Below are 24,479 nucleotides of genomic sequence, written 5' to 3' on the forward strand. Positions count from 1 at the left end.
CGCGGCAATCGGTCGATGGCGTGCCGTCAGCGGAGCAGAAGGAACCGTGCGGCCGTCAGGCGCGACAGGCCGCGCATCGCGGGACCGAAACGACCCGCCCGCCGCCTGCTTGCGTCACTGCGGCGCCGACGCGCCGCTCGCCGCGTTGCCCGGCAACGCCTTGCCGATACTGTCGATCAGCGATTTCGCGGTGCCCGTCACGAGTGCTGCGTCGACGCCGGACGTCTGCCATGAGCCGTCGGCGGCCTTCACGAAGGTCAGGTTCGCGCGCGATGGCTTGTAGTCGGCATTGCGCCACGTGACCACGACATCGCACGAGTAGGTGCGGTCGCCGAGCTTCTTGCAGTCGCCGTCGGGCTTTGCCGACACGACATCGGCCGAGACGGGCAGCGGCTGGCCGAACAGCGCGTTCAGGCCGCCGTGGTTTTCCGCCTCGAGCGCGCGGCGCACGGCGGCGTCGACGTCGCTCGATCCGGGGCCGTCGTGGAGCAGGTTGCAGGCAGCCAGCAGCGTCGATGCCCCGGCGAGTGTCAGCAGCGTGTGGAGCTTCATGGATATCCGTAATCGGGTGAACGCCGCGTAGTCTGCAACGTCCGCGTGTCGTGCGCGGTATCCATTTGTAACCAATTGCACGGATACGCAGGCGGCATCGCGTGCCCGTGTGTCGCGCTCGCCTACTGCCGCTCCTGCTTCACGCGGCTGACGAGCTGCGTCGGGCTCACGAACTGCAGCGCGATCACGACCCACACGAGCGTGATGGCCATGTAGATCATCGCCATCGCGTCGATCGACTGCGGCGCGCGCACGCCGGTCGAGAACACCGCGTAATACAGCGCGACGACGAGCGTCTGCGTGCTCGGCCCCGCGGTGAAGAAGGTCAGCTCGAACATCCCGATCGTGCGCACCAGCACCAGCAGCCCCGCCGCGAGCATGCCGGGCACGAGCAGCGGCAGCAGCACATAGCGGAAATAGCGCCACGTGTTCGCGCCGAAGATGCGCGCCGCGGCTTCGAGATTCGGGTCGATCTGCTCGATGAACGGCGTCATCACGAGGATCACGAACGGCAGCGCCGGCACGAGGTTCGCGAGGATCACGCCGGGCAAGGTGCCCGCGAGCCCGACTTTGTACATCACGGTGGCCATCGGGATCCCGTACGTGACGGGCGGCACCATCAGCGGCAGCAGGAACACCAGCAGCGCGAAGCGCTTGCCGCGAAACTGCACGCGCGCGAGCGCATACGCGGCCGGCACGCCGAGCGCGATCGACAGCAGCACCACCGCGCCGACGACCTCGACGGTCACCCACAGCACGCTCGCGAGCTGGAAGTCTTCCCACGCCTTCGCATACCAGTGCAGCGTGAAGCCCTGCGGCAGCGGCGTGCCGAACCAGCGGGTCGCGATCGAATTCACCGCGACGGTCGCGATCAGCAGCATCACGTTCAGCAGGAAGAACGCCATCAGCCCCCAGACGAGCGCCTTCCACGCACGGCCGGCCAGGTTGCTTTTCATCTTGCGCAGGTTCCTCGCATCGACGGACCGCGTATCGGACGCATCGTGTTTCGGCGGCCAGGTGCGCGCGGCACGATTGTCGGTCGCCATCAGCCCTTGCCCCCCGTCACCGCGCCGGTATAGAAGAAGCGGCGCGCGCCTAGCATCGAGGCGACCACCAGCAACTGCACGAAGCCCATCACGATCGCGATGGCCGACGCGAGCGAATAGTCGTAGCTCTCGAACGCGGCTTCCGCCGCCGCGATCGAGATCACGCGCGTGGGCCCGGCCGGCGCGCCGAGCAGCACGGCCGACGGGAACACCGAGAACGCCTGCACGAACGACAGGCACGCGGCCATCGTGAGCCCCGGCACGAGCAGCGGCAAGTAGATCTGCCGGAACTGCTGCCACGGGTTCGCGCCGAGTGTCGCGGCCGCGCGCGCGAGCGTCGGGTCGATGCCGCTGATGTACGACAGCATCAGCAGGAACGCGAACGGAAAGCCCGACACGATCAGCGACAGCAGCACGCCCCAGTAGTTGTGCGTGAGGCGCACTTCGTCCGTGTACAGGTGCAGCCCCTGCAGCGCCTGCGGGAACCAGCCGTTCGGCCCGAAATACGTGAGCATCCCGTCGGCGACGAGCACCGTGCCGAGCGTGACGGGAATCACGAGCAGCGTCGTGACGAACTTCTGGTAAGGCGAATGGCGGCGCAGCGCGAACGCGACGGGCACCGCGATGCCGACGTTGATCAGCGTTGCCGGCACCGCCAGCTTCAGCGTGACGAGCACGGTCGGCCACATGGCCGTGTCGGTGAAGAACTGCACGTAGTTCGCGAGCGCGCCGCCGCCGTTCATCGGCTGGAACGACAGCACGAGGCCGTACGCGAACGGATAGATGAACAGCGCGACGATGAACGCGAGCGCGGGCGTGACGAGCCAGGCCTTCGCGTCGCGCGGCGTACTGGCTGGGAGCGTGCTCATGCGGCCTCCCGGTGTGACCGCGCTGCGGCCACGCCGCTCATGTCGGCGCTCCCGGATAGACGAGCGTGCGTGACGGCGCAACGCGCAACCGTAGCGGCTCGCCTTCCACGAATTCGCCGGCCACGCGCGCCCAGATCGCGCCGAACGGTGTGACCGCGCGAATCAGCGAATCGCGGCCGCCGTACTCGACCGTTTCGACGGTCGCATCGAACGTGTTGTTGTCGCCTTCGTCCGCGCGCTCGATGTCGTCGGGGCGCAGCGCGACCACGACCTCCTTCGCGTCGAAACCGGCCATCGGCACGCCCGTGAGCTGCACGCCGCCCGCGGCGACGCGCACGCCATCATCGCCGGCCATCCCTTCGAGCATGAACGGCAGCACGTTGCGATAGCCCATGAAGCGCGCGACATGCAGGTTGTGCGGGCGCGTATAGACGTCCTTCGGCGTCGCGACCTGCTGCACGACGCCCTCCTTCATCACGACGATGCGATCGGCCATCGACAGCGCTTCGTCCTGGTCGTGCGTCACGTAGATCGTCGCGCGTTCGAGCTGCGTGTGGATGCGGCGGATCTCGGCGCGCATCTCGATGCGCAGCTTCGTGTCGAGGTTCGACAGCGGTTCGTCCATCAGCACGAGCGGCGGCTCGATCACGATCGCGCGCGCAATCGCGACGCGCTGCTGCTGCCCGCCCGACAACTGCCCGGGCAGCTTGCCCTCGTGCCCGACGAGCTGCACGAGTTCGAGCGCCTGCTGCGCGCGCCGCCGCGTTTCCTGCTTCGGCACGCCGCGCATCTTGAGGCCGAAGCCGACGTTGTCGAGCACCGACATGTGCGGAAACAGCGCGTAGTTCTGGAACACCATCCCGAAGCCGCGGCGCTCGGGCGGCAGCACGTCGATGCGCGTGTCGTCGAGCCAGATACCGCCGCGCGTGAGCGGCTGCAGCCCCGCGATGCAGTTGAGCGCGGTCGACTTGCCGCAACCCGACGGGCCGAGCAGCGCGATGAACTCGCCGCGCCGGATCTCGAGATCGAGCCCGTTCAGCGCGGCGACCTGCGCACCTTCCGCATTGGTGAAGCTGCGGCACACGCCATCGAGCCGCAACCGTTCGAAACTGTGCTTCATTGCGCGAACTCCATCGACGCGGGCGCCGCGGCGCCCGCCGGTCCATGCGTTACTTCGACTTCTGCGAACCGATCTCGCGATCCCACTTCTGGAACGCGGCGACCATCGCCTGCGCGCTGAGCGGCTGCACGTGCGGGCGATCCGCGAGCAGCTTCGCGTACTCGGGGCGGCCGAACTTGCGGACCACCTCCTGGCTGTGCGCGGGCGCCATCTCGAGCGTCACGCCCTTCACCGCCGGGCCCGGATAGAAGTAGCCGTCGTCGTAGGTCATCGCCTGCTGCGCCGGTTCGAGCAGGAAGTTCATCAGCTTGAACAGCGCGTCGAGCTTTTCCTTCGGCACGCCCTTCGGGATCACCATGTAGTGCGCGTCGTTCACCCACGTCATGTTGTCGAACGCCTGGATCCTGAATTCGGCCGGCACGATGCCGAGCGCGCGCGGGTTGAGATCCCAGCCCGTGACGGTCACGGTCATGTCGCGCGTGCCCTCGCCGAGCTCCTTCATCACGGCCGACGTGCCGCCCGGGTAGTACGGCACGCAGTCGTTCAACGCCTTGAGGAACGCCCAGGTCTTGTCCCAGCCGTTGATCGGATCCTGCGGATTCTTGTCGCCGAGCACGTACGGCAGCCCCATCAGGAACGTGCGGCCGGGGCCCGAGTTTGCCGGGCGCGCATAGATCAGCTTGTTCGGGTGCGCCTTGCACCATGCGAGGAGCTGATCGGGGGTCTTCGGCGGGTTACTGACTTTCGCCGGGTTGTATTCGAGCAGCGGGCCGGCCGGCATGTAGGTGACTTCGAGACCGAAGCCCTGCGCGAGATCCTGCATCTTGCGCGGGCCGGGCGCGTATTTGTCGAGCACGCCGGGGAACGCGGCCGCGTCGTCGGGCAGCAGCTTCAGCCACAGGTTCTGTTCGATGCCGGCGGCCAGCGCGTCGGTGCCCGTCAGCACGAGGTCGATGTCCGAGCGCCCCGCCGCCTGCATTGCCTTGATCTTGCCCGGCAACTGCGGCGCCGGCGCATTCGTGAACGTGACGTTCGATACGAGGTTCGGGTTCTTGTCCTTGAAGGCCTCGATGGCCTTTTGCGTGAGCTGCAGGTTGCCCGCGACGTCGACGATGTTCAGCGAAACGGGGGCGGCAACGGCTGCCGCGGCCGACAGCGTGAAACCCAGGGCGAGTGCGATCCGGCGGACACGGCGAGCGATCGTGGTGGCGTTCATGTCTCCTCACTTCGGTCGGTGGATGGGACCTTTCTTTTCAGGAAATCATGACGGCGTTATACGATGTCGGTCAACAAAAAACCACCGTGCGCGGGGCGGGACTTTCCCTGACAAACACCTTCCGGTGGATGGCGATTTGGTTACCAACCGATGCGAATCAAGTGACCGGCGTTAGATGAGGATGTGTCTTGTGACGTCATATCTCCAAGACGCTTCCCTACGTGAAACCGAAACGGCAGGCATCCGACAGGGATCGCGCTCGCCGGAATCAACGATTCTTTAAGGCAATCAGCACATCCCGATGCTCGGATATGACTTTTCGAGCCGAGCGAAGCACGTCGTCTTTCTCGGCTTGAGTCGAAGCTTTGACTTCGGTGGTAGGACGGATGATCGTGCGGGGTTTCAAGGCAACCCCGTACAGCACCTTTCGTTTGGGAACCATCAAGCATCCCGCTCTAAAAATTGATCGCAATCGGCCGCTTGTCCTCATTTGGACGCAGCGGCCACGTTGCTTTCAATCATAGCGCTCGACAAACTGCCGAAGACGGCCCAACACTGGCAAGCGGTGCTGAAAGGTCATGCCTAAAAGCTGGCACCACCTTCACCGAGCGCAATCACCTCCCCGATCAACCGCTCCGCATCCCGCCACTCGCCATACCCGGACGCCGGATTCAGGTGCCCGACCTCCCCCAGATCGACGAGCTGGCTACCCCACCCGGCCGCCAGCGCCTCGACGCGTTCAAAACGCGCGAGCGGATCGTTGCGGCTCGCGGCGACGATGCTCGGAAACGGCAGCCGTTCGGTCGGTATCGGCGTCCAGCCGTTCGCGTCGATCGCATCGGGCGCCGGATAACCGGCGGGCATCGGCGATTCGAGATCGGCCGGCGCCGCGAGCAGCGCGCCGTGGATCCGGCGCGTGGCCTGCCGTGCCCAGTGCACCGTAATCATCACCCCCGCGCTGTGCGCGACCAGGATCACGGGGCCGTCGATCTCGGCCAGCGCCGCATCGAGCGCGGCGACGCGTGCGGCGCGGCTCAGCTTGTCGGCTTCGAGCGGCGCGACCGAGCGCGCGTTCGGCAGGCGCCGTTCGAGGTGCGTTTGCCAGTGGTCTTCGACGTGATCGCGCAAGCCGGGCACGATCAGGATGGTGGGTGGGGTCGTCAGGGTCATGCAGTCTCCGAAGCGTTCAGGAAAGTTGGGAGGCGCGCCGTTCGCGTTCGACGCGCGCGAGATCGGCCACGTAGCTCGCGCGTCCGATCGCGAACAGCACGGCGGCCATGAGCGGCACGACAGGAATCCATTGCAGCGCGCCGACGAGCCCGGCGCGATCGGCAACCCACCCCGTCAGCAGCGGGCCCGGCGCCATGCCGAGCAGGTTGTTGGCGAGCGTGAGCGTCGCGAATGCCGACGCGTGGATCGCGGCCGGCGTCAGGTTCGCGACCATCGCACCCGATGCACCGGACGCGCCTGCACCGACCAGCATCCCCACGCAGATTAGCGCGAGCTGCAGCGGCCCGGGCGGCAGCCGGAACGCAATCGCGAGGCACACGCCCGTGAGCACGCAATACGTGATCGCGGTCAGCCACTTGCGCTTGCCGTCGGTCTTGCCGACGCGGTCGGTGACGATCCCGCAGCCGACCATCCCGACACCCGCGAGCAGCACGAAGCCGGCCGCGAGCACGGCCGCGCGGTCGGGCGCCATCGCGTAGTAGCGGTTCAGGTAGCTCGGCAGCCATGCGAACAGCGCGCCCGGCACGAACAGGTGCAGCCCGCTGCCGAGATACGCGCAGATCACCGAACGCGACGCGAACAGCCCCGACATCAGCGCGCGCACGCTGCCGCGCAGGTCGCGCGGCGCGCTGGCATCGCGCCGGCACGGTTCGATGCGATACGCGGCGAGCCGCCGTTCGGTCACGACACAGCGATACGCGACGAGCAGCACGATGCCGAGCGCGGCCATCACGCCGAACGACCAGCGCCAGCCCAGATGCGCGCCGACCAGCCCGCCGAGCGCCATCCCGAACACGGAGCCGAATGCGCCGCCGGCCATGAACGCGCCGGTCAGCGTCGCGCGCAGCCGTGCCGGAAAGATGCTGAGGATCAGCGCGACGCCGACGCTGCCGTATGCGGCTTCGCCGAGCCCGACGAGGCCGCGCGCGACCAGCATCTCCGCGTAGTTGGTCGACAGCGCGCAGCCGAGCGTCGCGACGCTCCACAACGCGGCCATCAGCACGATGCTGCGCACGCGCCCGAAGCGGTCGGCGAGCACCGACACAACGCGGCCATCAGCACGATGCTGCGCACGCGCCCGAAGCGGTCGGCGAGCACCGACAACGGAAACGTCAGCAACCCGACCAGCAGCGCGACGACACCGGAAAGCGAACCGAGCTGCGTGTCCGACAGCGCCCACGCGTGCTTGAGCAGCGGGAACACGGCGTTGAGCACCTGCCGCGACATGTAGTCCGACAGCAGCAGGCCGACGGTCAGCCCGAACACGAGCCACGCATACGCGGGCGCGCGCCGGCCGGCGGCGGCGACGTCCTGCATCGACGGCTCGACATGATGGATCAGCATGCGTGTCTCCTCCGGCACCGGAGCGGTCGTGCTCCGGCGCGGCTTGCGTGGCCCCGCTCCGTTGACCGGAGTCCGCTCCCGCGCGCTGCGCAGGGGTGGGTGCCACGCCACAACGATCGGCGGGCGGCGGCCGTCACGGCCGCCTACCCGGATGCGCGGATGCGCGGCGCGTCAGGCGGCCCGCAGCGGCACGTTCACCTGGCCCGGCCGGCGGTTCGGCGCCATCCCGAGGTGCGCAAGCGTCTCGTCGATGCCGTCGTACTGCACGCCGATCCGGTAGATCGCCTTCGCCTCCTTGCCGGTGGCGATGTCGCGGCCGAGTTCGCGCGCGATCCGTGCGCACTGCTCGACCTGCTGCACCGACGTCATCCGGTTGCCCTTCTGGTCGATGATCGTGTCCTCGATCCCGCAGCGCGGATGCAGGCCCAGCGCCATCGCGATCGTGTTGATCGGCTGCACGTTCTTCATCAGCGATTCGAGCGTGATGCACGCGCCGTCCGGACAGCGCCGCACGAATTCCATGAAGTTGTACGGATTCGGGCCGTCGAAGCCGCCGCCGATGCCGACCCACGTGACGTTCAGCGGGCCGCGATAGACGCCGCGGCGGATGATCCGTTCGAGCGTTTCCAGCGCGTGCATGCCGGTGAGCTGGAAATGCGGCTGGATGCCGGCCGCCTGCAGGCGGCGCAGGTGCTCGTCGACCCAGCCGGGGCCGGCCGGCACGGTCATCTCGCGGTACGCGTCCCAGTACGCGGCTTCGTTCAGCGACGTGCCGGCGATGTCCTGGCGGTTCATCAGCTCGGTGATGTTCATCTGCACGGTGTTGATCGCAATCGTCACCTGGTCGGGCTTCGGCGTCAGCTCGGCGAGCATGTGGCGCGTGTCGTCGGACAGCCATTTCGCGTCCGCCCCCTCGCCTTCCGGCGCGAACGAGATCGAGCCACCCACCTGCAGGATCATGTCGGGCACCGCTTCACGCAGCCGGCCGAGCAGCTCGTTGAACTTCGACAGCCGCTTGCTACCCTTGCCGTCGAGCTCGCGCACATGCATGTGCAGCACCGTCGCGCCCGCGTTGTAGCAGTCGACGGCCTTCTGCACGTGCTCGTCCATCGTCACCGGAATGTCTTCCGGAAAATCGGCGGGCATCCATTCGGGGCCATACGGTGCGACCGTGATGACTACCTTGTCCTGGTTTTCCGGGTGCAGCGAATCGTCGAGAAATTGCATGTCGTCCTCCAGTGGAAATCGTTGTATGTCGGGCGTACGGGCGTGCGTATCCCGCCGCGCCGGGCGGCAGGCCCGGCGCGTGGTTCAGGGTTGCGGATCGGTTACGGTGCGGACGCGCTCAGAACGGCACGTCGCCGACGATGCCCGCGCGCTCCATCCGGCGCACACAAGGCGGGTAGTCCATCACCGCGTAATGCTGGGTGCTGCGGTTGTCCCAGATCGCGACGCTGTTCTTCTTCCAGCGCCAGCGCACCTGGTATTCGGGGATGTAGGCCTGGCTGATCAGGTACTGCAGCAACTGGCCGGCGCCGGGATTCGCGTCCTGCCCGACCCGCACGCGCGCCGGCGTGTGGAAGTTCGTGAAATGCGTGGTGAACGCGTTCACGTACAGCACCTTCTCGCCCGTTTCCGGATGCGTGCGCACGACCGGATGCTCGGCGTCCGGATACTGCGCCTTCAGCGCGAGGCGCTTGTCGATCGGCATCGCCGCGCCGAAGCTCGCCTCGATGCTGTGGCGCGCGCGCAAGTCGTCGATCTGCTGCTTCACGTGCTCCGGAAGGCGCTCGTAGGCGAGCACCATGTTCGCCCACATCGTGTCGCCGCCAACCGGCGGACCGTCGATGCAGCGCAGCACGCAGCCGAACGGCGGCGCCACGCGCCAGCTCGCATCGCTGTGCCACGCATTCTCGTAGCGGTCGTTCGGCTGGTCGGGCGACTTGTAGATCCGCACGAGCCCCGGGTGCTCGGGATCGCTGCCGGCAACCGGATGATCCTCGAGCTCGCCGAAGCGTCGCGCGAACGCTACGTGCTCGGCGCGTGTGATGTCCTGGTCGCGCAGGAACAGCACGCGATGCCGGAGCAGCTGCGCGCGGATCTCGGCGAACAGGCCGTCGTCGTGCACGGCGTCGGCGAGGCTCACATCCAGCAGTTCCGCGCCGATCGCGCAGGTCAGGGGTTCGACTCGCATGCGCGTCTCCTCAGACGATGAACACCGACGAACCGGTCGTCTTGCGCGATTCGAGATCGCGGTGCGCCTGCGCGGCGTCCTGCAGCGCGTAGCGCTGGTTGATCTCGATCCGGATCCGGCCGGCCGCGACGTGCGCGAACAGTTCGCCGGCCAGGTCGTTCTTCTCGGCCGGATCGGCGATGTAGTCGGCCAGCGCCGGGCGCGTCAGGTACAGCGAACCCTTCATCGCGAGACGCTGCGGATCGAACGGCGGGATCGGGCCCGACGCGGTGCCGACGCACACCATCAGCCCGCGCCGCTTCAGCGAATCGAGCGAGCCTTCGAAGGTGTCCTTGCCGACGCTGTCGAACACGACGTCGACGCCCGTGCCGTCCGTCAGTTCGCGCACGCGTTTCGCGACGTCCTCGCGGCTGTAGTCGATCGTATGGTCGCAGCCGTGCGCGCGGGCGATCCCGGCCTTGTGCTCGCTCGATACCGTGCCGATCACCGTGAGCCCGAGCAGCTTCGCCCATTGCGACACGATCAGCCCGACGCCGCCGGCGGCCGCGTGCAGCAGGATCGTATCGCCCAGGGCGAACGCATGGATGCGGCGCAGCAGGTAAGCCGACGTCAGGCCGCGCATCGTCATCGCCGCCGCCGTTTCGCACGTAATGCCGGCCGGCAGCCGCACGAGCGGCGCGGCGGGGATCAGCCGTTCGGTGCTGTACGCGCCGAGCGTGTTCAGGAAGCCTGTGTAGGTCACGCGGTCGCCGACGGCGACATTCGTCACGCCGGGGCCGACGGCCTCGACCACGCCTGCTGCCTCGACGCCGAGGCCGGCCGGCAGCGGCACCGGATACAGGCCGCTGCGGAAATACGTGTCGGCGAAATTCAGGCCGACCGCGTCGTGCCGCAGGCGCACCTGGCCGGGGCCCGGGTCGCCGACCTCGACTTCCTCCCAGCGCAGGACCTCGGGGCCGCCGGTTTCGTGGAATCGCACTGCATGTGCCATCTTTGTTCTCCGTATGGTGTCAGTCGGATGCGCGTCGCGCATCGTCGGGTTCGTTCGGTTCGTTCGCGCGTGGCGGCGTCGCGGCTGCGCCGTCCGCCAGCGATTCATCCAGTCCGGCCCAGTCCGCGTCGCCGAGATAGCGCCGCGCGGCCGGGAAAATCACGCCTTCCATCCGCCCCATCTGCTCGAACGCGCCGTGCGCATAGCGGGCGAGCGCCGTATCGAACGCGGCCGACGGCAGCCCGTCCGCGGCGATCCGCACGAGCGCATCGAGCGCTTGCGCGTCGCGCCGCCGCTGGCGGTCGAGTTCGTCCAGTTCTGCCGCGACGCACTCCGCGCGGACGCGCAATGCCGCGAAGAGGCGCGCTTCGGCGGCTGTGCCGACCCGGGCGCGCTGCAGGGCGGCGAGCGACGTCAGAGCATCTTGCATGTCGGCCCCTTGCTGCTGCGCATCCACGCCCCCGCCCACCTTCGCGCCGGACGCCATCAGCACATGCAGCAACCCACCGACCGCGCGATGCGCATCGAGACAACGCGCCATCACGCGCGCCTCGGCAGGCGATCGCCGCGACGTGCACACGAGCACCGGCACGCCGCTCGTCGCGAGCAGGTGCTGCCGTTGCGCACAAGCCGCTGCATCGGCATCGTGCGGCAGCGCCGCGACGCCGATCAGGTCGCAGCCGAGTTCGGCCGCCAGCACGCCGGGCTCTGCGTCGCCGGCTCCCGGATGGCCGGCCCCCGGGTGGCCGGCCCCCGCGATCACATGGGACAACCCCTGCGCCCGCGCGGCGGCTTCCACTTTCGCACCGTGCTCCGGCAGCCGCGCTCCGGATAAACGCGAGTCCGGCGCGGCGCCGGTCAGCATGAACGTGACCCGGGCGCCGACCGCACGCGCCAGTTCGAGCGCATGGCCGATCGCGTCGATGCCGCCGGGCGTGCCGTCGACCGTCACGAGCAGATGGCGGTACATCGTGCCGCTCCGCTTATCCGGCGAGCGGCGCGCTGCGCCGCGTGCCGGTCGATACGATGTTCATGGCCCTCTCCTCGTTGCGTTCGTCATGCCTCGGAACCCATGCTATCGATGCGGTGCCGGTGCGGCCCCACTCGTCGCGGGGGGGATTGACGCGCGAGCGCGGTTCGACCGATCCTTCCCCCCACACCCACCCCGGACGCTGGCCTGCACGGCACCGCCGGATTCCGACCGCTGCCCCGATGGCCCACCCACCCGATCGCGCCGACGCGCCCCCCACCGAACTGGTCCTGAAGACGACCGCGCCGCGCGTGCCGGCGCAGTTGCTGGCTCGCGCGCGGCTGAGCCTCGCTGCGCCCGCTTTCGACGGTCGACCGGTCACGCTCGTGCAGGCGCCGGCCGGGTACGGCAAGACGTCGCTGCTCGCGCAATGGCGCCGCGAAACCCTCGCGCTCGGCCGCGCGGTCGTATGGCTGTCGGCCGACGAGCGCGACGATGCGGCGCGGTTGCTGCAGGGGCTCGTGCAGGCGGTGCGGACCGGCTGCGCGCGGCCCGGCTTCGGGCGCCTGATCCCGGTCGGCGCGGCCGACGCGGCGCGCGCGCTGGAAGGCGTGACCGCGTGGCTGGCCGAGGTCGCGCAACTGTCGATCGATGCGCTGCTGATCGTCGACGATGCGGAGCGCCTGCCACCCGCCGGCCTCGACGCGCTGACCTACGTGCTGCACAACGCGCCGCAAAACCTGCATGTCGTCGTCGCCGCGCGGCGCGGGCTCGATCACGTGGCCGGCGACCTGCTCGCCGGCGGGCAATGCACGCTCGCGGGCCCCGACTGGCTGCGCTTCACGCTCGACGAGACGATTGCGCTGGTCGGCGCGCGCTTTGCGCAGCGGGTCGACGCCGACGCGTGCGCGCGGCTGTTCGAACGCGTCGACGGCTGGCCGCTCGGGCTACAGCTCGCGATGGCCGCGATGGCGCGCTCGGCCGATCCGCGCCAGGCGGTCGACGCGCTCGCCGCCCGCGTGGACGGCACGCGCGACCGGCTGGTCGAGCTGCTGCTCACGAACCTGTCGGCCGACGACACCGCGTTCCTGACCCGCACGAGCGTCGCCGATCGCCTGCATCCGTCGCTGTGCGCCGCGCTGCTCGACGACGCGGACGCGCCCGACCGTCTCGCGCGGCTCGCCCGCGACACGCCGCTGTTCATTGCATCGGACGATTCGGACTGGTGCCGGCTGCATCCGCTCGTGCGCGATACGCTGCGCGACCGCCTGGCCGCGGGCCCCGACACCGAGCACAGCGCGCTGCATGCGCGTGCGGCCGAATGGCTCGGCGCGCACGGGATGACCGAGGAAGCCGCCCGCCACGCGTATGCGGCCGGCCAGTTCGAGGTGGCGTATGCGCTCGCGCAGCGTTGCCTCGAGGATGCGATCAAGCAGGGCCGCATCAACGACGTGCTCGACTGGCTCGCGCTGCTGCCCGATGCGGAACTCGACAAGCGTCCGACGCTGCGCGTCGAGGTCGCGTGGGCGCTGGCGCTCGGCGAGCGCCATGTCGAGGCGCGGCGCCAGATCGCGGGCATCCTCGCGGATCCCGGCACGCCTGCGGCGATGCGCTACGAATGCGCGCTGATCCTCAGCGCGGCCGCGTATTACGCCGACGAAATCGACCGCTTCGTCGAGCTGTTCGAGCCGTGGGCCGACTTCACGCCGCCGGCGGCGACCTGGCTCGCGCAGATGCACGCGAACCGGCTGTCGGCGCGCGCGATCATCGTCGGCGAGCCGGCGCAGGCGCGCCGCTTCCAGCACGCCGCGCCGCGCGGCGAGACGGCGGCCGGGTTCGGCTATGTCGCGCGCTGGGGCGAGCTGATCACGGGGCTGAGCTACCTGCGCGAAGGCCAGGTCCGGCTGGCCGACGACGCGTTGTCGCCGGCGCTGGCGCGGGCGGAAGCCGATCTCGGGCGCCGCCATCCGCTGACCTGCATGCTCGCGGCGATGTGCGCGGCGCTCGCATACGAGGCCGACCGCGTCGACCAGGCCGCCGCGCTGCTCGCGAACCGGCTCGACGTGCTCGAACATACGGGCACGCCCGATACCGTGCTGCTCGGCTATCGCACCGCCGCGCGCATCGCGCTGCTGCGCGGCGTCGAGCACCGTGCGATCGACCTGCTCGAAGCGCTCGACGCGATGGGCGTCGCGCGGCGCCTGCCGCGCCTGTCGGTCGCGAGCCTCGCCGAGCAGGTGCGCATTCATGCGGCGCGCTATCGAGAGGCAACCTGCCATGCGCTCGTCGAGCGGATCGATGCGATCGCCGCGGCCGAGTTTCCGTCGCACGGGCCGTTGTGGCGGCGCCCCGTCGTGCTGCTGCAGGCGACCGCGCACGCGGGTGCGGCGCTGGCCGCGCGCCGCTGGGACGATGCGAGCGCGGCGCTCGACGAAGCAGCCGTGCTGGCCCGTGAAATGAGCATGGGGCAAGCGCGCATCGAGATCATGGCGCTCAGCGCGTTCGCGCTCGAACAGTCGGGGGGCGCCGGCCGCGCGCTGCTCGACGAGGCGATGAACCTCGCGGACGTGTTCGGGCTGACGCGCACGCTCGTCGACGCGCATCCGGCCATCGCCGACTGGGCGCGCCGCGCGGGTGACGAAGCCGGCGCCGGCCCCGCGCGACACGCGCTGCCGCAGCCGCGTATCGTGCCGCCTGCCCCGCGCGCCGCGGCCAGCCCGCGCGCGGTGCCGAGCGTCGTGCTGACGCCGAAGGAGCGCGCGATTCTCGAGCTGCTCGCGCGCAATCTGTCGAACAAGGAGATCGCGGTGGCGCTCGCCGTCGGCGAGGAAACCGTGAAGTGGCACCTGAAGAACCTGTTCGGCAAGCTCGACGCCAGCTCGCGCAAGCATGCGGTGCGCCGCGCACTGGTGCTGGGTCTCCTCGAAAGCGCGCCCTGACGTTGTAACGCCGGTTTCGCCAATCGGGCGTGCTGCCACGCCCGCCTTCCTCCGATTCTCCGCAACCCTGCCCCCCGCGCATGGGGGGGAGCGGCCGCCCGCCGGTGCGTAGTCTCTCCGCATGGCTCACGCGGGCATCGCCTGTCACACCTTCCCGCCAGCCTTCTTGCTTCCCCGCTTCACCCGGACGGGCTCGATCCCGTCCGGTCCAATACGACCCTGGAGACTTCATGAAGACGAAACTGGCCGCGCTCGCGGCGCTTGCCGGCTGTTCGGCACTCGCGCACGCGCAATCCTCCGTCACGCTCTATGGCGTGATCGACTCGGGCCTGCTGTACCAGAGCACGTCGGCGGCGTCGTTCAGCCCGACCGCGCCGAATACCGGCAAGGTGTTCCGCATGAAGGACGGCGGCATCTACTCGAGCTTCTGGGGGATCAAGGGCAGCGAGGACATCGGTGGCGGCTACAAGGTCAACTTCAAGCTGCAGGGTTCGTTCGACAGCGGCACCGGCAAGCTGCAGCTGAGCGATACGCCGGGCGCCGTCGCGATCTTCAACCAGGTCGCATCGCTCGGCGTGTCGGGCCCGTTCGGCACGTTCACGGCCGGCCGCCAGATCGTGCCGATGATCTACGCGATGGCCGACACCGACGTGCGCAACGCGCAGTTCTTCGGCAGCGTGCTGATCGCGTGGCTCGGCCTGAACACGGCGGCCGGCTGGTCGGGCACGAGCACCAACGCCGCGATCGGCGCGCTGTACGACAGCAACGCGCTCGTCTACCAGTCGCCGACCTTCGCGGGCGCGTCGATCGCGCTCGAATATGCGCCGGGGGGCGTGGCCGGGCAGTTCCAGGGCGGCACGCGCGAATCGGTCGTGCTCAGGTATGCGAACTACGGGCTGAACGCATCGGCCGCCTACTACAACGGCCACGACACGAGCCCGGCGCCGGGCGTCGCGCCGACCGGCGTCGACAACAACCGCTTCCTCTACGTCGGCGCGAAATACACGATCCACGATTTCTCGGTGTCGGCGTCGTACGGCAACGGCCGGAATCCGTCGCATGCGGACAAGGTGAACCTCGACATGCTGTCGGCCGGCATCGGTTATCGCTTCACGCCCGCGTTGCAGGTGACTTCCGCGGTGTACTACCTGAAGGACCGTAACCAGTCCGAAAACCGGTCGACGGCGGTCGTGCTTGCGGCCGACTACAGCCTGTCGAAGCGGACGATGGTCTACGCGCAGGTCGGCCACGTGAACAACCGCGGCACGATGGACCAGATGCTCGTGTACGGGCAGCCGGTCGCGCCGGGCGTCGGCACGACGGCCGCGATGGTCGGGCTGCGGCACAACTTCTGATCTCTGCCGGCGGCGGCTCCCGGCGGTGTGGCGGCCGCTATCGGCATCGATCGCCGGGATCGGCTACAGTGGGCGTTTTCGGCGCGTTCCGCCCCGCCGCCGCGCCATCGACCGTGGCGCGCGCGGCAGCATGGACGGAGCGCGGATCTCCCACTTCGACGAGCGAACCTCCATGCCCGACCTGTCCGCCTTCCCGATCACGCAAAAGTGGCCGGCCCAGCATCCCGACCGTCTCCAGCTCTACTCGCTGCCGACGCCGAACGGCGTCAAGGTGTCGATCATGCTCGAGGAAACCGGCCTGCCGTACGAGCCGCACCTCGTGAGCTTCGACACGAACGACCAGCTCTCGCCCGCGTTCCTGTCGCTGAACCCGAACAACAAGATCCCGGCGATCATCGATCCGAACGGCCCGGACGGCAAGCCGCTGCCGCTGTTCGAATCGGGCGCGATCCTGATCTATCTCGCGGACAAGACGGGCCAGCTGATCCCGAAGGATCTCGCGGGCCGTTACGAGACGATCCAGTGGGTGATGTTCCAGATGGGCGGCATCGGGCCGATGTTCGGCCAGGTCGGTTTCTTCCACAAGTTCGCCGGCCGCGACTACGAGGACAAGCGCCCGCGCGACCGCTACGTCGGCGAATCGAAGCGCCTGCTCGGCGTGCTCGACGCGCATCTCGTGAACCGCCAGTGGGTGATGGGCGATAGCTACACGATCGCCGACATCGCGATCTTCCCGTGGGTGCGCAACCTCGTTGGCTTCTATGAAGCGGGTGATCTGGTCGGCTTCAGCGAATTCCGGAACGTCAAGCGGGTGCTCGACGCGTTCGTTGCGCGTCCGGCTGTCGCGCGCGGGCTCAACATTCCTGCACGAGGCTGACCTGCCACGCGGCCGCACGCTGTGCGGGCCGCGAACTGCAACGCCCGCCGCATTGCGCGGCGGGTTTTTGCGGTTTATCGCGAATTTCCGGGGAACGCCGGGATGAGAAGAATGAGTCCGCCGTTTCTCGAAGAAGCCTTGGACACGCGTTATATCGGCGACCCCGGTGTCGTCTCGCGGGCGGCGGTGCCTCGATTACCGTGCAGCAACAGGAGAACCCGATGATCAAAGTCAGTGTCATGTACCCGTACGCCGCAGGCGCGCGATTCGATCATGCGTACTACCGCGAAAGGCATATGCCAATGGTGAAACAGCGGCTCGGCGCTGCATGTCTGTACTACACGGTGGACAAGGGCATCGAAGGCGGTGCTCCGGGCACTGCCCCGGCTTACGTGGCCAAGTGCGACTTCGTCTGCACGTCTGTCGAAGCTTTCCAGGCAGCCCGCGATCCGCACGCGCAGGAGATCATGGCCGACATCGCCAATTACACGGATATACAACCCGTGCTGCAAATCAGTGAGGTGGTGGTGGAGCGTTCAGACGTCTGACCAAGGTGCGGATCTCGGCCAAGCACCGCATCCGCGTATCGCGTACTCGGGCAGCAAGGCGGTGCTTAACAAGTGTTCCAGCCCTTCGACGATCTGCGTGGTCGCATGCATGACTTCGCGCTTTACGCCGACCCTGCGGTCTTGCTCCCCTCACCATCCGTCGCGCCCGGTGTCGAGGCTATCAAGGAACGCTGTCGCTTTGGAGCCAGCGACCTTTCCTGCCTCGATCTCCTTCTCGTTGGGCCATGCCGCGATGGGTGCCTGAGTTACCAGCGGGCCGCACGGGACCACTCGAAATTCGCCGTTCGGCCCGTTGCAGGAGATCACGACCGGCGGCTGACGGCCAAGAGCAGCCGTTGCCGGATGACCGGTATCTGGCGGCGCAATCGATCAAGAATTGATGTAAGAGACCCGACTCCCTCAATGAAGCAATCCGAAATCGACCGAGAACTTCGACTGCTGGTAAAGGCAGAAGCTAAAGCGAGGCGCTGGAAGTCAGTCGGCACCACGCCTTACTGGACGAATGGCCCTCTCTTCTTCTCCATGACCTTGTCCGCTGGGGCGAAGGAGGGTTCATTTCACTCTTGGCTGCGCTTCAAGTGGCTTGAACTTGATCATCTACTCTGGCGCGTCCTCGGCATGTCAAGCAACGAGAACGCACCCTTCAGTCTTCACGCCAACGGAGCCTTCGTGCTTACCGGTTGGGAAATTCAAAGTTTTACAGTCCGTGATCTTGTGTGGGAACCAGGGCTGCTGGAACATCAGCTTGAGATCGCCACCCGACAAGCAGCATCTAGGGCGGAAGAGGTAGCGTTGGAGGCTGACTCCTTGGACTCCTACATTCGCTTCCTCGATCGAGAGCACGAAATCTTTATGCGGAAGCACCCACGTGCGGCGGTAACCATCTGGAGGGAGCGTCTGCTCGTGCACATGCTGCAAGGAGAAAAGAGTTCTGCTGTTGATGTCGCGAAAGAGCGAATCGCCAAGCAAGATTCCGGTGGTTTTTCTTCCGGAGGCAAAACATTTTTTGAGCGGGCGCTTGCCCTAAACGAGGCATGACGCTTAGGGGGCCGCATTGCGAAAGGGCACGGAGCCGGCTTGAACCATCTGAGTGACTGGTAACAAGCGTCGAATCTTGCTCCCGCGACCGGCCGTTCAGGGTCGTGAGCCGTCGATCATTGATAAGCGGCAGACTGCCGGCAGCGATCATTTCGCCGAACTTTTAGAGATGGCCCGGTACTTTACGGCGTGGCGGCACCGCGTCATCCGTTCGATTGCAAAGGCTGAAATCGCTGACGTTAGCCCAACGGCGCTCGCTGCTTGCGTCCATCGTGCTGAACAGAAGTCTGTCCAGCGTGCCACGGCAACGCCGAGAGGTGTGACCCGAACAATCAGTCAACCCGGTACCAGCGACCAGATTCTGGACACACAGCGGCTGGTGCGCCGTTCGACCAGACTTGCTCCTCATCCAGGTGCAGCGAGGTCGAAGGGGCGGTGTCGAAGACTACCTTAAGTGCTTGCCCAACATGGGCATCTTCGATGGGAAGCTCCCAAGTCAGGAATATCTGGATGCAATCCTGGTCCGTCGCGAAGTCGACCGCATTAAAGCCGCTGCTGCGGCGCTGAATGACGCCATGAGGCTGGCCGGTATCGAATATCACAGCTGTCCCCCGAGTCAGGGGAATGCGGCGGCCCGTAGATGGAAAATGCAAGTCCAGCCCCCGGTCCTCGCTCAGGAATAGATTGCAGAAGGCCGCACCGCCATATTGCGCACCGTCATGGTGGTACTTCGCGCCACGACAGGCCATGAGGGCTACGTCACTGGAGGCAAGCACGGTGGGCAGTCCTAGTGCGCACGTCCAGTCGGACATTGCCTGCACGCAGCGCTTATAGTCCGGCCAGCGCGCTTGCGTTCGCGCCAAAGGCATAGCCTCGACGTCCCCGGGTTCCAGGACGAGCCGCGACGATGTTTCTCTTTCCCAGTCTGCAAGCACGCGTGCGGAGGGAACGGGCACGTCGACCGTGCCTGATAGAACGATGTCACTTACGCGTCGACTGCGGATGGCGTCGCCGCTCCAGAAATAGGAAGTCAGCATGTTTCGAATTCGACGCTGTCGAAGGGGGCATCTGGGCGATTGTAACGATTCAGCCTGATCACGTCGGCGAAAATCGGCCATGAAGGGACATTCGACACAAGCACCCGGATCGATGACAATCCACGCTGGGTTGGCAGCGGCCATCAATCTGTAGCCGGATGCGTTGCACACTTTCGCGACGAAGCCGATGCCTCGGGATTGACTCTCGCTTACGTGGTTGCCTCGTCCAGCGCCCCCAACCATCAACTGAGATCAACCGCAATTCTCTTTGCGAAGCGTGTTTGATGGAAATAGCCGTAGCGACAACAAAGAGGGGTTGATGCCAACTTACTCATTTCCTTGGCAATAGCTGCTTCAGGGGCGGTTGCCGCCCCGTCAGCTTCTGTGTTGGTCGGGCCGGATTCTCTTCTCCCTCCTGCTCAAAAACCTTGTGGGATAGTGGGCTCGATAACTATTCCACCGGAGGTTCCGCATGCACGGGCATGCTTTAAGCGGTCCGCAGTGGAAGAGTTAATCCGCTCTTCAGATGGACTCTCCACTGCTGTGATGCAAACCCTGTTGCCCCCCCTTGGGCGGTACGAGTTTGGGCAGGTCGAATTTCTGCAGTCGGGTATGCAATCCTGCTTGCAACAAATCACTTTCATCCCAAACAACGATTGTGCAGCAGACCAAACAAGCCGATGAGGTGAGTGATGCATGTCGATGCATGCGACCGTGGGGCGGCAATTGCGGATTGCCAACGAACTGACTGACGCATGAACGAGTAAGTTTTGACTTACAGATGAGTGGCCGCTTGGAGTCAGCCGAGCGGCTGTTTCGGGTCGGCAGCGGAAGGTCACCGGTCCATACGATGGTGTATCACCGCCGGCCAGGTTTTCTGGTTCGGCCATGACGCATATCCCACGCGTTCAGAGGTCAGGACGCTCGGACGTCGGCGCATACTTCGCAAACGGTCATTCGACTTCGACGGTGGAGCGTCGCTCAATCGCCGTGTTGACGAGAGATGTCGCGAACGGCCGGTACCCTATGCCGATCACGAGCGCGAGATGAACCTCGCCGCGCATCACAGGGTGCACCGAGTCCCCCGCTGCCACCGTTCTGGTTGCGCTCATTCTCTTCACCGCGATACATGCCCTGACATGACATGCGATCTGCGGCGACGCGGGTATCGCACACGACGCAATCATTGCCCCGCTGGCGGCTGATTCGCTTTCTATACTGTTTATGTTGCCGAGTTATCAAGGGCGTGCGTGCGTCAGCAATGCACACGTCCGACAAATCCCGGGGTAAACGAAAACTGCACCTGCCGCAAACGCTTGCGGCTGGTCGGTGAAGTTCGTCCCGTGTATGGACGGGAGAACGTGGATGGGCTCCTCAACCATCGGAGGCAATATGGCGACTTACATCGTATTGATGAATTGGACCGAACAAGGCGCGCAGTCCGTGAAAGACACGGTCCAGCGAGCGAGATCGTTTCAGGAAGGGGCGCAGGCGATGGGCGTCACCGTCACCTCGCTCAAATGGACACTTGGGCCCTACGACATCGTCGCAACACTCGACGCGCCCGACGACGAAACCGCGACGCGGCTGGGACTGATGGTGGCGCAATTGGGCAATGTTCGAACCGTCAGTATGCGTGCTTTCGGCGAGACGGAGATGGAGAGGATCGTCGGCGGCATGAAGTGAAGCCTTGACGCGCGAGATGCAACAGCCATCGACAGAACGGCCATCGACATAGATGAAACAGGCGTCCTGGAAGCCGGCTGGTCGCCGTCGCATCGTGGCGTCACGGGTATTGCTCACGAGCCAGACGAATAGCGCAGGCAAAGGCCGGCGATGCGGGCGGCAAGCGTGTAGCGTGACGCCATTCTCGCGCGCCTCGACATGAGCCGGATGCCTGCGCAGCTCTACGCTCCCGGTGGTCGATCAACGACAAGGAACGGCGCCGCTTGTACGGAAAGGTTGTAGTAAGCGGGCAGCTTTCCTGCGCGACATCGGCAACCGGGTCACTGCCAGCATCCTCGCACCTCGCGACGAACCGCTCGCAATCATCCGTCAAATCATGGGTGCCATTGCCGGCCCGCAGTCGGGCATGTTTTCATGCCCGCGTCGGTTGCCGCTCAGGTGAACCCCGGTGCTGGCGTGCTGACGTTCGTCAGCACCGGCGAGAAACGCGATCGCAAACGCCGCCGTATCGGCAAGACGATATGCGTCCGCACCGAATACTTGTCCGCGAGTAGCCGTACCGAGCGACCGTTTGGCCCTGATATCCGCCGTAGTGCGTCTGACGCGCCGACCGTCGGCAATGGGTCGGCAAGCGACGTCCGAGAAAATTCACGAAGAACCTGTTGGCCCGCCCCTTCCGTTTGCGTCACGCATTCCTCAGCGCTACTTTCCCTCCGCCCCTTCCAGCGCCCCGTCCCCCAGCCCAGCAAGCAGCTTTTCCAGCAGTCGCGACAACTGCGTCTGCTCATCGTCCGACAGCACGGCCAGCACCTCGCGCTGATTGTCGATGTGCGCGACGACCGCTTCGTCGATCAGCGCGCGGCCGGTATCCGTCAGTGCGACGAGCGTGCCGCGCCCGTCCGCCGGGTTCGGCCGGCGCTCCACCCAGCCAGCCTTCTGCAGCCGGTCGATGCGCGCGGTCATCCCGCCCGACGACATCATCAGCGCGTCGTACAGTGCCGTCGGCGTCAGCGCGAACGGCGCTCCGCCGCGCCGTAGCGTCGCGAGCACGTCGAATTCGCCCGGCTGCATCCCGTAGCGCGCAAACAACGGATTGAGACGGTCGCGCGCGATCACGAGCGCCGCTTCCTGCAGCCGCCCCATCACGACCATCGACGACGCGTCGAGATCCGGACGCTCGGCGCGCCATTGTGCGAGCGCATGCGCGGCTCGATCCATTAACCCTCCTCGGCTTGGCAGTTATCTTGACGTCGAGATAAATCGGCGTTTATCTTGATGTCGAGATACTTTACATGAAAAACGTGCGGCGCCTCCCCGGGGTCGCACACCGATATCGAGGGCCTTGCAATGAATCGCTTCACCTCCCCCGGATGGCGGCTCGCCGCCATCGTGCTTGTCGGGCTGAACCTGCGGCCGGCGCTCGCCGCGGTCGGTCCGCTGCTCGACATGATCCAGCGCACGACCGGCATCAGTGACGGTGCGGCCAGCCTGCTGACGACGATCCCGATCCTGTTGATGGGGCTCGGCGCGCTGAGTGCGCGGCGTCTGCAGCGCGTAACCGGCATCACGGGCGGCGTCTGGCTCGGCGTCGCGCTGATCGGGCTGGCCTGCGTGTCGCGCGTCGGCGCGCAGCACGCGTGGCTGCTGCTCGCGAGCGCCTGCTGCGCGGGCGTCGGGATCGCGATGGTGCAGGCGCTGCTGCCCGGCTTCGTGAAGGCGCATTTCTCGACGCGGATCGGCGGCGCAATGGGCGTCTATTCGACGTCGATCATGGGTGGCGCGGTGCTCGCGAGCGTCGTCGCGCCGTTCGCCGCGGCCCGCTGGGGCTGGCTCGTCGCGCTTGCGGGCTGGGCGCTCCCGGCCGCGGTGGCCGCGCTGGCCTGGCCGCTGGCCAGCCGCGGCGGCAACGCACTCGCCGGCGGGCCGGCGTCCGCATCGAATGCGCAGCCGTCGCGCTCGCCGCGTGCGTGGCGACTCGCGCTGTTCTTCGGCATCGCGACCGGCGCGTACACGCTCGTACTCGCGTGGCTGCCGCCTTACTACATGCGGCTCGGCTGGTCGCCGACGGCGGCCGGCAGCCTGCTCGGCGGCGTGACGCTCGCGGAAGTCGTCGCGGGGCTGACGATCTCGGCGATGATCGACCGCCTGCCCGATCGCCGGCCCGCGCTGCATGCGGCAATCGCGTCGCTGCTCGTCGGCTTGCTCGTGATGCTGGCCGCCCCGGAAGCGCTTGCGCTGCCGGCCGCGCTGCTGATGGGCGCGGGGATCGGCGCGCTGTTTCCGCTGTCGCTGATCGTCACGGTCGACCACGCGGCGACGCCGGCCGATGCCGCATCGCTGACGGGGTTCGTGCAGGGTATCGGCTACCTGATCGCCGCGCTGTTCCCGTTCGCGGCAGGCATCGTGCGCCAGCATCTCGCGGACCTGTCGCCCGCGTGGATCGCGATGGCCTGCCTGTGTGTCGCACTGTTCGCGCTCGCGGCAGGGTTTGCACCGAAGCGGGTGCTGCACGCCGCGCGTGCGTAGCAGCGGCGCCGCTCAGTTGACCGGCTCGCAAAACGGGATCTTGTCGCGCAGCGCGTTGCCTGCGGCGACCGGGTCCCGCCCTGCCGGCAGCGTGACGGAAACCGACGTATGCCCGGTTTTGCTGCGCGGTTCCTGGCCCGGCCAATGGTTCTCCTTCCACGTGGCGATCCAGTCGAGATGGCCGGCGCTCGCGCCGGGCACGAAGCGCAGCCGCAGCGAACCGTCGAAGTCTTCGCTGCAATGCGGCGAGTGCTGATAGTCGTGCTCGGTGAAGCAGGCCCGGATCTGTTTGTCGCAGCTGAACGGGAGCTTCGCGACGCGTGGCGTGCGGGCATGGCCGCCGTTCGGCCACAGTTCGACGAAGTCGGCGTTTTCCCAGCTTCCGCCACCGCCTGAATAGCTTTCGGACCAACCGGCCAGCACCGCGACCGCGAAGCGCTCGCCGCCCAGCGGGTACAGCGCGGGGTAGATCCGGAGCGGCGGCGGCTCGCCGTCGCCGTCGACCCGGTCGGCGGGCTGGTAGTCGGAGAAATTCCACTGCTGAACGACCTGCCAGCCCGCGGTGGACGCGAAACTCACTTTCAACAGCTGCGGGCCCGGCAGGATCGCGTAGTAGATGCCCGACGCGTCGTTCCTGGCCCGGTACAGCGACGGCGCGTTGTCCGCATCGCCGGGCGCGCCGCACGACGCCGACGCCAACTCGCACACCTTGCGCGGCCAGTCGCGATCGGGCACGGCGGTTTTCGCGACCGCGACGAATGGCACGGCGCGGGCTTCGGTGGCTTCACCGGCCGCGTGGGCCGCGGATGCCGCCAGCAGCGCGGCCGTCAATCCCGCCAGGCCGAAAATGCCCGATCGAATACGGGTACCCATTCAACGTTGTCCTTGTAAGGGGGATGGCGCGCCGTGATCCGGCGAAG

The 24,479-nt window shown here is 67.0% G+C and carries 21 protein-coding genes and 1 pseudogene; 7 read left to right on the top strand and 15 right to left on the bottom strand.

Annotated features, from left to right (window positions below; genetic code table 11):
• Nucleotides 1–114: 114 nt before the first annotated feature.
• From LGN19_RS12290 to LGN19_RS12340, 11 genes and pseudogenes are all read right to left on the bottom strand, one after another.
• Nucleotides 115–552 carry a hypothetical protein gene (locus tag LGN19_RS12290; RefSeq protein WP_174961615.1) on the bottom strand — a complete coding sequence of 146 codons (438 nt, stop codon included), beginning with the start codon at nucleotides 550–552 and terminating at the stop codon, nucleotides 115–117.
• A gap of 122 nt (nucleotides 553–674) precedes the next feature.
• Nucleotides 675–1,598, bottom strand: coding sequence for an ABC transporter permease (locus LGN19_RS12295; RefSeq protein ID WP_226214890.1), 924 nt, complete (start codon nucleotides 1,596–1,598; stop codon nucleotides 675–677).
• Nucleotides 1,598–2,467 carry an ABC transporter permease gene (locus LGN19_RS12300; RefSeq protein WP_226214892.1) on the bottom strand — a complete coding sequence of 290 codons (870 nt, stop codon included), beginning with the start codon at nucleotides 2,465–2,467 and terminating at the stop codon, nucleotides 1,598–1,600. Before LGN19_RS12300 ends, LGN19_RS12295 begins: the two co-directional genes overlap by 1 nt.
• Before the next feature lie 37 nt (nucleotides 2,468–2,504).
• Nucleotides 2,505–3,587, bottom strand: a complete 1,083-nt coding sequence (locus tag LGN19_RS12305) for an ABC transporter ATP-binding protein (protein WP_226214893.1) — start codon at nucleotides 3,585–3,587, stop codon at nucleotides 2,505–2,507.
• Nucleotides 3,588–3,636: 49 nt separating this feature from the next.
• Nucleotides 3,637–4,803 carry an ABC transporter substrate-binding protein gene (locus tag LGN19_RS12310; protein ID WP_226214894.1) on the bottom strand — a complete coding sequence of 389 codons (1,167 nt, stop codon included), beginning with the start codon at nucleotides 4,801–4,803 and terminating at the stop codon, nucleotides 3,637–3,639.
• 582 nt (nucleotides 4,804–5,385) lie between these two features.
• Complete coding sequence (locus LGN19_RS12315; protein ID WP_226214895.1) at nucleotides 5,386–5,973, bottom strand: RBBP9/YdeN family alpha/beta hydrolase; 588 nt, start codon at nucleotides 5,971–5,973, stop codon at nucleotides 5,386–5,388.
• 16 nt (nucleotides 5,974–5,989) lie between these two features.
• A pseudogene (locus LGN19_RS12320) lies at nucleotides 5,990–7,377 on the bottom strand (MFS transporter).
• A 171-nt stretch (nucleotides 7,378–7,548) separates the two neighbouring features.
• Complete coding sequence (locus LGN19_RS12325; protein ID WP_226214896.1) at nucleotides 7,549–8,604, bottom strand: 3-keto-5-aminohexanoate cleavage protein; 1,056 nt, start codon at nucleotides 8,602–8,604, stop codon at nucleotides 7,549–7,551.
• 118 nt (nucleotides 8,605–8,722) lie between these two features.
• A complete protein-coding gene (locus tag LGN19_RS12330; protein WP_174918818.1) occupies nucleotides 8,723–9,571 on the bottom strand; it encodes a TauD/TfdA dioxygenase family protein in 849 nt (282 codons plus the stop codon).
• Nucleotides 9,572–9,581: 10 nt separating this feature from the next.
• A complete protein-coding gene (locus LGN19_RS12335) occupies nucleotides 9,582–10,562 on the bottom strand; it encodes a quinone oxidoreductase family protein (protein WP_226214902.1) in 981 nt (326 codons plus the stop codon).
• A 19-nt stretch (nucleotides 10,563–10,581) separates the two neighbouring features.
• Nucleotides 10,582–11,532, bottom strand: coding sequence for a universal stress protein (locus tag LGN19_RS12340; RefSeq protein WP_226214904.1), 951 nt, complete (start codon nucleotides 11,530–11,532; stop codon nucleotides 10,582–10,584).
• 242 nt (nucleotides 11,533–11,774) lie between these two features.
• Between LGN19_RS12340 and LGN19_RS12345 the strand changes: the two genes are divergently transcribed.
• From LGN19_RS12345 to LGN19_RS12365, 5 genes are all read left to right on the top strand, one after another.
• Nucleotides 11,775–14,471 carry a LuxR C-terminal-related transcriptional regulator gene (locus tag LGN19_RS12345; protein ID WP_226214906.1) on the top strand — a complete coding sequence of 899 codons (2,697 nt, stop codon included), beginning with the start codon at nucleotides 11,775–11,777 and terminating at the stop codon, nucleotides 14,469–14,471.
• Between the two features lie 230 nt (nucleotides 14,472–14,701).
• Nucleotides 14,702–15,826 carry a porin gene (locus tag LGN19_RS12350; RefSeq protein WP_122945370.1) on the top strand — a complete coding sequence of 375 codons (1,125 nt, stop codon included), beginning with the start codon at nucleotides 14,702–14,704 and terminating at the stop codon, nucleotides 15,824–15,826.
• Between the two features lie 172 nt (nucleotides 15,827–15,998).
• A complete protein-coding gene (locus LGN19_RS12355; protein ID WP_226214913.1) occupies nucleotides 15,999–16,703 on the top strand; it encodes a glutathione S-transferase N-terminal domain-containing protein in 705 nt (234 codons plus the stop codon).
• A gap of 221 nt (nucleotides 16,704–16,924) precedes the next feature.
• The gene (locus LGN19_RS12360) at nucleotides 16,925–17,251 is read left to right on the top strand and encodes an EthD family reductase (protein WP_226214914.1); all 327 of its coding nucleotides are present in this window, start codon (nucleotides 16,925–16,927) and stop codon (nucleotides 17,249–17,251) included.
• Between the two features lie 423 nt (nucleotides 17,252–17,674).
• Nucleotides 17,675–18,310 carry a hypothetical protein gene (locus LGN19_RS12365; RefSeq protein WP_226214915.1) on the top strand — a complete coding sequence of 212 codons (636 nt, stop codon included), beginning with the start codon at nucleotides 17,675–17,677 and terminating at the stop codon, nucleotides 18,308–18,310.
• 332 nt (nucleotides 18,311–18,642) lie between these two features.
• Here the strand turns inward: LGN19_RS12365 and LGN19_RS12370 are convergent, their stop codons facing one another.
• Both LGN19_RS12370 and LGN19_RS12375 read right to left on the bottom strand, forming a co-directional pair.
• Nucleotides 18,643–19,347 (bottom strand): hypothetical protein, encoded by a 705-nt coding sequence (locus LGN19_RS12370; RefSeq protein ID WP_226214916.1) that lies wholly within the window; start codon nucleotides 19,345–19,347, stop codon nucleotides 18,643–18,645.
• 953 nt (nucleotides 19,348–20,300) lie between these two features.
• A complete protein-coding gene (locus tag LGN19_RS12375; protein WP_226214917.1) occupies nucleotides 20,301–20,459 on the bottom strand; it encodes a hypothetical protein in 159 nt (52 codons plus the stop codon).
• 280 nt (nucleotides 20,460–20,739) lie between these two features.
• On the opposite strand from LGN19_RS12375, the gene LGN19_RS12380 reads away from it, so the two are divergent.
• The gene (locus LGN19_RS12380; RefSeq protein WP_226214918.1) at nucleotides 20,740–21,033 is read left to right on the top strand and encodes a GYD domain-containing protein; all 294 of its coding nucleotides are present in this window, start codon (nucleotides 20,740–20,742) and stop codon (nucleotides 21,031–21,033) included.
• Between the two features lie 702 nt (nucleotides 21,034–21,735).
• Here LGN19_RS12380 and LGN19_RS12385 read toward each other — a convergent pair.
• Entirely contained in the window at nucleotides 21,736–22,251 is a 516-nt protein-coding gene (locus LGN19_RS12385) for a MarR family winged helix-turn-helix transcriptional regulator (RefSeq protein WP_226214919.1), read from the bottom strand.
• Between the two features lie 129 nt (nucleotides 22,252–22,380).
• On the opposite strand from LGN19_RS12385, the gene LGN19_RS12390 reads away from it, so the two are divergent.
• A complete protein-coding gene (locus LGN19_RS12390; protein WP_122945364.1) occupies nucleotides 22,381–23,559 on the top strand; it encodes an MFS transporter in 1,179 nt (392 codons plus the stop codon).
• A 12-nt stretch (nucleotides 23,560–23,571) separates the two neighbouring features.
• Here the strand turns inward: LGN19_RS12390 and LGN19_RS12395 are convergent, their stop codons facing one another.
• Nucleotides 23,572–24,432 (bottom strand): hypothetical protein, encoded by an 861-nt coding sequence (locus LGN19_RS12395; RefSeq protein ID WP_226214921.1) that lies wholly within the window; start codon nucleotides 24,430–24,432, stop codon nucleotides 23,572–23,574.
• Between the last annotated feature and the right edge of the window lie 47 nt (nucleotides 24,433–24,479).

The sequence above is a fragment of the Burkholderia sp. AU30198 genome (assembly GCF_020419825.1).
Classification (GTDB): domain Bacteria; phylum Pseudomonadota; class Gammaproteobacteria; order Burkholderiales; family Burkholderiaceae; genus Burkholderia.

Excerpts from the sequence above, each read along its gene's own strand:
- LGN19_RS12290 (WP_174961615.1), bottom strand. The coding sequence starts at position 552 with ATGAAGCTCCACACGCTGCTGACACTCGCCGGGGCATCGACGCTGCTG.
- LGN19_RS12295 (WP_226214890.1), bottom strand. The coding sequence starts at position 1,598 with ATGGCGACCGACAATCGTGCCGCGCGCACCTGGCCGCCGAAACACGAT.
- LGN19_RS12300 (WP_226214892.1), bottom strand. The coding sequence starts at position 2,467 with ATGAGCACGCTCCCAGCCAGTACGCCGCGCGACGCGAAGGCCTGGCTC.
- LGN19_RS12305 (WP_226214893.1), bottom strand. The coding sequence starts at position 3,587 with ATGAAGCACAGTTTCGAACGGTTGCGGCTCGATGGCGTGTGCCGCAGC.
- LGN19_RS12310 (WP_226214894.1), bottom strand. The coding sequence starts at position 4,803 with ATGAACGCCACCACGATCGCTCGCCGTGTCCGCCGGATCGCACTCGCC.
- LGN19_RS12315 (WP_226214895.1), bottom strand. The coding sequence starts at position 5,973 with ATGACCCTGACGACCCCACCCACCATCCTGATCGTGCCCGGCTTGCGC.
- LGN19_RS12325 (WP_226214896.1), bottom strand. The coding sequence starts at position 8,604 with ATGCAATTTCTCGACGATTCGCTGCACCCGGAAAACCAGGACAAGGTA.
- LGN19_RS12330 (WP_174918818.1), bottom strand. The coding sequence starts at position 9,571 with ATGCGAGTCGAACCCCTGACCTGCGCGATCGGCGCGGAACTGCTGGAT.
- LGN19_RS12335 (WP_226214902.1), bottom strand. The coding sequence starts at position 10,562 with ATGGCACATGCAGTGCGATTCCACGAAACCGGCGGCCCCGAGGTCCTG.
- LGN19_RS12340 (WP_226214904.1), bottom strand. The coding sequence starts at position 11,532 with ATGTACCGCCATCTGCTCGTGACGGTCGACGGCACGCCCGGCGGCATC.
- LGN19_RS12345 (WP_226214906.1), top strand. The coding sequence starts at position 11,775 with ATGGCCCACCCACCCGATCGCGCCGACGCGCCCCCCACCGAACTGGTC.
- LGN19_RS12350 (WP_122945370.1), top strand. The coding sequence starts at position 14,702 with ATGAAGACGAAACTGGCCGCGCTCGCGGCGCTTGCCGGCTGTTCGGCA.
- LGN19_RS12355 (WP_226214913.1), top strand. The coding sequence starts at position 15,999 with ATGCCCGACCTGTCCGCCTTCCCGATCACGCAAAAGTGGCCGGCCCAG.
- LGN19_RS12360 (WP_226214914.1), top strand. The coding sequence starts at position 16,925 with ATGATCAAAGTCAGTGTCATGTACCCGTACGCCGCAGGCGCGCGATTC.
- LGN19_RS12365 (WP_226214915.1), top strand. The coding sequence starts at position 17,675 with ATGAAGCAATCCGAAATCGACCGAGAACTTCGACTGCTGGTAAAGGCA.
- LGN19_RS12370 (WP_226214916.1), bottom strand. The coding sequence starts at position 19,347 with ATGCTGACTTCCTATTTCTGGAGCGGCGACGCCATCCGCAGTCGACGC.
- LGN19_RS12375 (WP_226214917.1), bottom strand. The coding sequence starts at position 20,459 with ATGAGCGCAACCAGAACGGTGGCAGCGGGGGACTCGGTGCACCCTGTG.
- LGN19_RS12380 (WP_226214918.1), top strand. The coding sequence starts at position 20,740 with ATGGCGACTTACATCGTATTGATGAATTGGACCGAACAAGGCGCGCAG.
- LGN19_RS12385 (WP_226214919.1), bottom strand. The coding sequence starts at position 22,251 with ATGGATCGAGCCGCGCATGCGCTCGCACAATGGCGCGCCGAGCGTCCG.
- LGN19_RS12390 (WP_122945364.1), top strand. The coding sequence starts at position 22,381 with ATGAATCGCTTCACCTCCCCCGGATGGCGGCTCGCCGCCATCGTGCTT.
- LGN19_RS12395 (WP_226214921.1), bottom strand. The coding sequence starts at position 24,432 with ATGGGTACCCGTATTCGATCGGGCATTTTCGGCCTGGCGGGATTGACG.